The sequence below is a fragment of the Bacillus sp. MYb56 genome (assembly GCF_002976445.1).
GTDB lineage: Bacteria > Bacillota > Bacilli > Bacillales > Bacillaceae_G > Bacillus_A > Bacillus_A mycoides.
In genome coordinates this window covers 1-8530 of record NZ_PCOH01000070.1, presented here as the reverse complement: position 1 = coordinate 8530, position 8530 = coordinate 1, and the positions used below count along the sequence as shown (strand labels likewise).

At 33.7% G+C, this 8530-nt stretch carries 5 protein-coding genes and 2 pseudogenes; 4 read left to right on the top strand and 3 right to left on the bottom strand.

What is annotated here, in order from left to right; genetic code table 11:
• Positions 1-661: 661 nt before the first annotated feature.
• Positions 662-2008 (bottom strand): APC family permease, encoded by a 1347-nt coding sequence (locus CQ058_RS29915; protein WP_002191873.1) that lies wholly within the window; start codon positions 2006-2008, stop codon positions 662-664.
• A gap of 569 nt (positions 2009-2577) precedes the next feature.
• On the opposite strand from CQ058_RS29915, the gene ald reads away from it, so the two are divergent.
• From ald to CQ058_RS29900, 3 genes are all read left to right on the top strand, one after another.
• A complete protein-coding gene (gene ald / locus CQ058_RS29910) occupies positions 2578-3690 on the top strand; it encodes an alanine dehydrogenase (RefSeq protein WP_002191877.1) in 1113 nt (370 codons plus the stop codon).
• Complete coding sequence (tdcB, locus tag CQ058_RS29905; protein ID WP_002191878.1) at positions 3687-4688, top strand: bifunctional threonine ammonia-lyase/L-serine ammonia-lyase TdcB; 1002 nt, start codon at positions 3687-3689, stop codon at positions 4686-4688. The genes ald and tdcB overlap by 4 nt, the downstream gene beginning before the upstream one ends.
• Before the next feature lie 93 nt (positions 4689-4781).
• Positions 4782-6173, top strand: a complete 1392-nt coding sequence (locus CQ058_RS29900; protein WP_002193642.1) for an amino acid permease — start codon at positions 4782-4784, stop codon at positions 6171-6173.
• Between the two features lie 311 nt (positions 6174-6484).
• On the opposite strand, the pseudogene CQ058_RS32580 reads toward CQ058_RS29900, so the two are convergent.
• Positions 6485-6611 (bottom strand): annotated as a pseudogene (locus CQ058_RS32580) (integrase); the annotation flags it as partial.
• A gap of 114 nt (positions 6612-6725) precedes the next feature.
• Here CQ058_RS32580 and CQ058_RS29890 point away from each other — a divergent pair.
• A pseudogene (locus CQ058_RS29890) lies at positions 6726-6947 on the top strand (DDE-type integrase/transposase/recombinase); the annotation flags it as partial.
• Positions 6948-7155: 208 nt separating this feature from the next.
• Here the strand turns inward: CQ058_RS29890 and CQ058_RS29885 are convergent.
• Positions 7156-8127 carry an NAD(P)H-dependent flavin oxidoreductase gene (locus CQ058_RS29885; protein ID WP_181150788.1) on the bottom strand — a complete coding sequence of 324 codons (972 nt, stop codon included), beginning with the start codon at positions 8125-8127 and terminating at the stop codon, positions 7156-7158.
• Between the last annotated feature and the right edge of the window lie 403 nt (positions 8128-8530).

Below are 8530 nucleotides of genomic sequence, written 5' to 3'. Positions count from 1 at the left end.
CGTACAATGAACTTCAACAATTACTAGCTACTTCCTAAACATTGTTCCTCATTTACCAACCTGTTTATGCTTTTTCAAACTTTGCAGCAGAACCATCATTGATAACTCTCCTTTTATGTTTATAAATTAAAGAATAAATTTTATAAAAATACGTTAAATTGGATTTTGTAAATTTTTTTAATAGATACACAATTTGGCTAATTACAAAAGCATTTCAAGTCATTGCTATAATTCATTGTATGTTGAAAAAACGCAGTTTGATTGCAAACTGCGTTTTTGTTATAGATTATTTGGATTTCTTTGAAGGAACATGCAGTATGACAAAGACTTTTGAATTCCTTCTAAATTGGCAAAACATTGCTTTACACATCTATGCTCTTGCTCTATGACATTATTCAAATGCTCTCATTAAATTTTTCATAAAAACATATGCAACCTGATAACCTCAATTTTTAAGAAGTTGAAAATCCAATGTGTACTTTCTACCAATTACAAAATAGATTTACGACTATTCCAATTAAATTTTTATTTAAATCTTATCTAATTTCCAAAACGACTGTAAATTTATATTTTTCTTCTTCTCCCAAAGTTTTATAAACACTAATAATAACCTTATATTCACTTAATAATAATTGATTTTATTTCAGGTGCAACTAACCCACTAATTCTCCACTTTAACATTAGTATGTTTATGGCGCATTTTAAAATATATTGGGAGACCTAAACCAGTTAACCCTATTCCACATAATGCTAGTAATGGTTGTGTAAATAATGTATTTAACACAATAAATGCCCCACCAAATAAAGAGATTATTGGTACAACTGGATATAATGGTACTTTATAAGGACGTATAAGTTCTGGCTCTCTCTTACGTAAAATGAAAACAGCTAAAAATGTCATTGTATAGAATATCCATATAACAAACACTAACATATCTGTTAAAGTATTAAACCCACCAACAAGCATCATAATTACAGAAATTAATAAGATAAATATGCCAGAATTATAAGGAATTCTGCTTTTATTAGATAATGTAGCAAACCATTTACTAAAAGGCAGTTTATTCTCTAAGGCCATTGCATAGGGAATTCGCATTCCAGTCATAATATATCCATTAATTGTTCCAAACACAGAAATTAAGATACCGATACTAACTAATTTACCACCCATTGTACCAAAGAGAATTGTTGCTATTTCAGATGCTGGTGTATCAGTACCTGCGAGCGCAGTTGCAGACATGACCAGTAGAAATGCAATGTTAATTAGTAAATATACAATCATAACAATTGTTAAACCTAAAATAATAGCTTTAGGTAAATCTTTTTTAGGATTTTTCATTTCTCCAGCAATATTCCCAACATGTATCCATCCATCATATGCAAACATTGTTGCTAATAAAGCAGAACCAAGTGCAGAAATAAAAGACTTATCGGATCCAGCTTCAATTGGGAATAATTGAAACGTTACATCGCCTTGATGTAGTAACCCGAAAATAATAAGAAGTCCTAAAGGGAGTAATTTGCATATGGTAGAAGCCATCTGAATTCCACCAGCAGCTTTTGCACCTAAAAAGTTCATTAAGGTTACAAAAGTTGCAGTAATTATAGCAATTCCAACTATAAGCATTTGATTTTCATTAGGATTTAGTCCAAACAGGTTAACAGTTTGAGTCCCAAAAATAATAGCAAGCGCTGCAATATTTGCTGGAAAGTAAATGACTGTTTGTGCCCAACCTAATAGAAATGCTGTTAGATTTCCATAAGTACGTTTTAAATAGGCCATCATGCCACCTGTTTCTGGGATAGCTGCTGATAATTCAGCAGCAGTTAATCCAGCACATATAGTTAAAATCCCACCTATTATCCATGCAAGCAATCCTAAGCTTGCCGTACCAGTTGCACCATATACAGCAGTTGGTTTGAAGAAAACACCAGCCCCTATAACAGTACCAATTACAGTAGTTAAAGCAGCAAAGAAACCGATGTCTTTTTTTAGTTGTTGTGTCAAAGTGATCACTCCTCTTTTATAAGAATAGATACACTCTCTAATGAATTTAAATTTTTGTTTAAATATTCTTCCCTATTTGTTTATAAAATATTTTTGCTAGTGAAATTTTGAACTTTATTATAGAAAATTAAATAACATAGCAAAATGAAAAATTGTAGATACTTTTGTGAAATATTTCACATGTTTATCTGCAATTATATCTTTAATAAAACATTCAGATAAGAACATCTATATCCAACATAAATTTATATAATTTCCAGCTTGTAGTGTATAACCAAAATTTCTTTAAATTCAGAAGAGATGCTATTCGTGACAAAGTCTAGCATACAAAAAAATAGGATTCAATCATTATTTTGCAATAGGTTTTTTTAACCTATAAATTAAAGATATTTTGTGAACTATTTCACAATCAATTGACATAACAATTTGAATGTTGCTATCGTATAGTGGCAATCAGGCGATAAAAAATACCATATATGGCACAATAAATATATTGTGTTTAATATTACTCACTCGTAATCGCTGGTATTGTTTGAGAAATAAACTCGTTTTGAAAGGACGTGTTAGTAATGAAAATTGGAATAGTAAAAGAGATAAAAAAAGGAGAAGCTCGTGTAGGGATGACTCCTGAAAATGTTAGAAAGTTAGTTAAAGAAGGTCATCAAGTTTTAGTGCAGAAAGATGCTGGTTTAGGTTCTGGATATACAAATGATGAATATACAAATGCAGGTGCAAGTTTAGTAACTCAAAATGAAGCTTGGGACGTTGATATGGTAGTAAAAGTGAAAGAACCACTACCTGCAGAATATCACTACTTTAAAAAAGATCTCATTGTATGGGGATTTTTACATCTAGCAGCTTCTAAAGAGTGTGTTGAAGCAATGAGACAAGCAGGAACTACTGCAATTGCTGGAGAGACAATTAATGAAGATGGTGTTTTGACTCTGTTAAAGCCTATGAGTGCGATTGCTGGCCGCCGTGCAGTCTTTATGGGAGCTTATTATCTAGAAAAACAACATCAAGGAGAAGGGATTTTATTATCAGGAATTGAGGGTATCCCTGCTGGAAATGTTGTCATTTTAGGTGGAGGAAATGCAGCGATTAATGCATGTGACATGGCAATTGGAATTGGTTGCCATGTAACCATTCTAGAACTAAACAAAACACAAATTGCTTATTTAAAAGAAAGATATGTGAATGATTCTGTAGAGGTTATTGAATCCAATACTGAAAACTTAGAAAAGCATATAAAAGAGGCAGATTTATTTATTTCAACAATCTTAATACCAGGAGCTAAACCACCGAAAATTGTAAAAGAATATATGGTTCAATCAATGAAACCTGGCAGTGTTATTGTTGATATTGCAATTGACCAAGGTGGAACAGTTGAAACAGTTGATCACTATACAACACATGACAACCCTATATTTATTAAACATGATGTAATCCATTATGCTGTACCAAATATGCCTGGTGCCACCCCACGTACTTCGACCATGGCTTTAGCAAATGGAAATATTGAATATTTATTAGTAATTGCTAAAGAGGGATTAGAAAATGCAATAAATACTAAACCGGCTTTAGCATCTGGTATGAACATTTATAAAGGTATTATTACCTATGAGAATTTAGGAAAGACGTTAGAGTTAGATTATAAGCCGCTGAAAGAAGTGTTAATATGATTAACAAAAATTTACCACTTAACATTGGTGATATAAAAAAGGCTCAACAAATTCTTTCTGGAAATGCACGTAAGACTCCTCTTGTTAAATCATTTTATTTGACGAGTAAAACGGGTGGAGAAATTCATTTGAAGTTAGAAAATATGCAATTAACTGGATCATTTAAGTTTCGTGGTGCATTTAATAAAATTTCAAATTTAACAGATGAAGAAAAAGCACATGGTGTGATTGCTTGTTCAGCTGGGAATCATGCACAAGGTGTTGCATTATCTTCTCATTTACTTGGAATCAAAAGTAAAATTGTTATGCCAGTTTCTGCACCACAAGCCAAAGTTGATGCTACCAGAGGGTATGGTTCCGAAGTTATTTTACATGGGGATACCTTTGATGATGCTAAGGCTAAATGTGAAGAGATTATACAGGAAACAGGAGAAACATATTTACATCCATATGATGATGTAGAGGTAATGGCGGGTCAAGGAACAATTGGTTTAGATATTCTTGATGATATGTGGGATGTTGATACTGTAATTGTGCCTATTGGTGGTGGAGGTATTATTTCAGGAATTGCAGTTGCACTTAAATCATTTAATCCATCAATTAATATTATTGGTGTTCAAGCTGCTAATGTTCATGGAATGAAAGCTTCTTATGATGTTGGAAAAATTGTATCCCATTATGAAGCACCAACAATAGCTGATGGATGTGCTGTTAAAATACCAGGAGACTTAACCTTTGAAATTGTTAAAGAATTAGTGGATGATATTGTAACAGTATCAGAAGAGGAATTAGAAGTAGCCATGAAAGACTTACTACAACGTGGAAAAGCTGTCGTAGAAGGAGCTGGAGCATTAGCTACAGCTGCTCTTCTTGCAGGAAAAGTTGATCAATATACAAAAGGTAAAAAAGTAGTAGCGGTTATTTCAGGTGGAAATGTGGACTTAAAACGCATTTCAAGTGTATGTGAGCATTTCTTTGTTGCGAATGAAGTAAAATAACCATTTGAATATCTTATAAAATAAATTAATTTTACTAAAGAAGAGCTAGGAGAGGACATCTTAGCTCTTTTTTGGTAAAAGGGGGCATATATCATGGCCAACCTGTTTAAAAAGAAATCTGTTATGCAATTGTTAGAAGAAAGTAAAAGTAAAACTTTGTCAAAAAATTTAGGGGCATTTGACTTAACTATGCTAGGAATTGGCGCAATAATTGGTACGGGTGTTCTTGTATTAACTGGATTAGTAGCAGCAAGAGATGCTGGTCCAGCAGTTATTTTTTCATTCATGATTGCAGCAATTGTTTGTGGATTTGCAGCACTATGCTATGCAGAAGTTGCTTCGACACTTCCGGTCTCAGGTAGTGTTTACACATATTCCTATGCGACAATTGGTGAGTTTGTAGCCCATTTAATGGGATGGACGTTACTATCGGTTTACATCGTAACAACAGCAGCAGTAGCTGGTGGATGGACAGGTTATTTCCATAACTTAATAAGTGGATTGGGATTAGAAATTCCAAAAGAACTGTTAACGATTCCATCACAAGGTGGTATCGGTAACTTACCAGCAGTAGTTATTACGTTAGTACTAACATGGTTATTATCACGTGGTACGAAAGAAAGTAAACGTGTGAATAACGCAATGGTATTAATCAAAATTGCAATTGTTATCTTATTCATTGCGGTTGGTGTATTCTACGTAAAACCAGAAAACTGGGTGCCATTTGCACCGTATGGTTTAAGTGGAGTCTTTGCCGGAGGAGCAGCAGTATTCTTCGCTTTCTTAGGATTTGATGCATTAGCAACTTCAGCAGAAGAAGTGAAAAATCCACAACGTGACCTTCCAATTGGTATCATTACTTCGTTAGTTATTTGTACAATCATTTATGTTGCGGTTTGTCTTGTTATGACTGGTATGGTTTCTTATAAAGAATTAGATGTACCAGAAGCAATGGTTTATGTATTAGAGGTTGTAGGACAAGATAAAGTAGCTGGTGTAATTGCTATTGGAGCTGTAATTGGTATTATGGCCGTAATTTTTGCTTACATCTATGCAACAACACGCGTATTCTTTGCAATGAGTCGTGACGGTTTATTGCCAGAATCTTTCGCGAAAATCAACAAGAAGACAGAAGCACCAACGTTTTCAACTTGGTTAACAGGAATCGGCAGTGCTTTAATTGCTGGATTTATCGATTTAAAAGAATTGTCAAATTTAGCGAATATTGGGGCGCTATTAACGTTTGCGATGGTGGGTGTATCAGTTATCATCCTTCGTAAAACACATCCGAAATTACAGCGTGGATTTATGGTTCCACTTGTACCAATTTTGCCGATCATTTCAATTGTTTGCTGTTTATTCTTAATGCTAAATTTACCGTTAACAACATGGGTGTACTTTGGTGTTTGGTTAGCAATTGGAGTAGTTGTATACTTTGTTTATTCGAAAAAACATAGTCACCTAACAAAAGAAGAAAGCTCATAGTTATTGTAATACAGGTGAAATGATTCTATACTTATCATTTCACCTGTATTTAGAAAGTTTTATATGAAATAAAAATATGGACAATTGCAAAGACTTTAATTTCAAATTTATATGTTTCTTTTTCATATAAAGAAACTAATATCCTTAAATTCGACATACTTCTTTATAAAAGATACATGATGTAAGTGATATACTTAATACTGTAGTAAATGAATTGTGTCCGAGTACAATAATAGTTACTACATTTCATATAGGGTAGTACCAGAGTTCTTACAACCGGGGGAAAAGTAGCATTTCTTATAGAAGAGATGCTACTTTTCTTCTTCATATTCCTTCATTATTTTATAAAACGTGTTTTTTTTTTAGCTCTAATATTTCCATAAACATAACAGCTATTATTTCTCCACTCTTCCATTTTGAATGAGTTTCTTCTATTAAGATTAGTACAAATAATACATAATTATGAATCTGAAGGTTCTGTTGCAAAGTACTCTAAACCACATTTGCGCATTTTAAAAATTACAGGGGATAGACTTTTACAAAAATACCTTTCATTGTACAACAAAATAGCTCAATAATCTCATTGAGCAAGATCATCGACACGTGAAGCACCGTTTCGCTCGTTCCTTAGGATTTCAAAGTCGTCTTCATGCCTCACGTACGATAAAAGGGATAGAAACGCTTCATGCCATATACAAACAAAGACGAAGTCTTCAATCAGACTCCGTCTTTTCGGCGTATAACGAATTACAGAATTTATTAACGGTTTCATAAAATTTGACCACAATCTTCCCATGTCTCTAAGTGTAAAAAACTTTGCAACAGAATCATCTCGGACATACCCGTATTACGAATTTTAAAAGAAGATTGAGATATCTCTTTTTTTGAATTAACATAAAATACGAATATTATGTATTCAATCCGTGATGCAAGCACCTATTTTAAGTTCATCTCCTTAAGAGGATCAGATGTGAATTCTAGCTTAAATACAAGCTTTATATTCTGTCATGATATTGTTGATGATTGTTTTGACTGGCAGAATCTCTTTGATTTCATGAACTCTTGCGCCAGCAAAAACAAGACCATTCTCACAATCACCATCCATTGATGTTATCAAAGAATCTAGCGTACAAAAACGATAAGAACAATTTTTTAGGCAATTAATGCACTTTTTTATTTTTATCTTTTTATCATCAGCTACCAGTTCAGTGAAGTTATTCTTAATAGCACGACCTTGGAGACCTACAGTTGTTTTGAGCAGTATAGTATCCTCCGGGCGAGCATGTACATATTTTTCTTTAAATGATAAAGGTGCGTCACACTCATTACTTGCAACGAATCTTGTCCCCATCTGTACTCCAGAGGCCCCCATACTTAAGGCACGAGCAAGATCTTTTCCGGTCATAATTCCTCCAGCAGCAATTACGGGAATTTTAACAGCTGCAACTACTTCAGGTAATATATCGAATAAAGCTCTTTCGGTTCCAAGGTGTCCCCCGGCTTCATAACCTTCTACAACAACTGCAGATGCACCCAGACGTTCAGATAATTTAGCAAGCTTCGCTGAAGAAACGATTGAAATAACTGGTATGCCGGCCTTTTTGCCCCAAGTATACATATCTCTTGAAATTCCAGCACCTGATATGATGAAATCAACTTTTTCTTCAATGGCCGCTTTCATTTTTTCAGCAAAATCATTCATCGCGAAAAGAACGTTTACTCCAATATAACCGGCATTATTCACCTTTTCCTTTGCCTTCCTTATATGTAGTCTCATTTCATCGATGGAAATTCCAGTTCCTGAGATAATCCCCATTCCTCCAGCATTTGCAACAGCAGATGCAAGTTTGCTTAATGAAATACCTACGCCCATACCTCCCTGCATAATTGGAACCTTTGGTATCATATGACCGATTTTTAACTGTGGAAAGTTCAAGTAAAGACCCCATTTCATCACTGTTTTTAGAGTGTACCTTTAAAGCATCCTTATTGTAGCACAGCGTTTTTAATAAACACCAGGAAATTAATACCTGATACTAGTAGTTTGTATTATTTTTTGTTGTTTTTCACAAAATGTTCGAATAATATTCTATAAATCTTGAAACAATCCCCAATTTACACTTTTATGAATAGCTATGGAAGCATAGAAAATCATATTCGAAAAAATTTAATTTAGAGTTTAAGGACATTCATATAAAAAGGAAAAAATATTTTTTCGTGATTCTTAGCATATTAAGAACATAGAGGGATAGCACCCCACGTCGCCATCAAGCTAATGACAGCAAATACCCCATAACAAAAATTTTATCATTTTAGCCAAGAAGACTCCTTCCTCAAGGAACGCGAAGTGAGTAGGT

What these genes read in the sequence shown, in the direction of transcription:
- CQ058_RS29900 (WP_002193642.1), top strand. Translation starts at nt 4,782, where the DNA reads ATGGCCAACCTGTTTAAAAAGAAATCTGTTATGCAATTGTTAGAAGAA.
- tdcB (WP_002191878.1), top strand. Translation starts at nt 3,687, where the DNA reads ATGATTAACAAAAATTTACCACTTAACATTGGTGATATAAAAAAGGCT.
- ald (WP_002191877.1), top strand. Translation starts at nt 2,578, where the DNA reads ATGAAAATTGGAATAGTAAAAGAGATAAAAAAAGGAGAAGCTCGTGTA.
- CQ058_RS29885 (WP_181150788.1), bottom strand. Translation starts at nt 8,127, where the DNA reads ATGAAATGGGGTCTTTACTTGAACTTTCCACAGTTAAAAATCGGTCAT.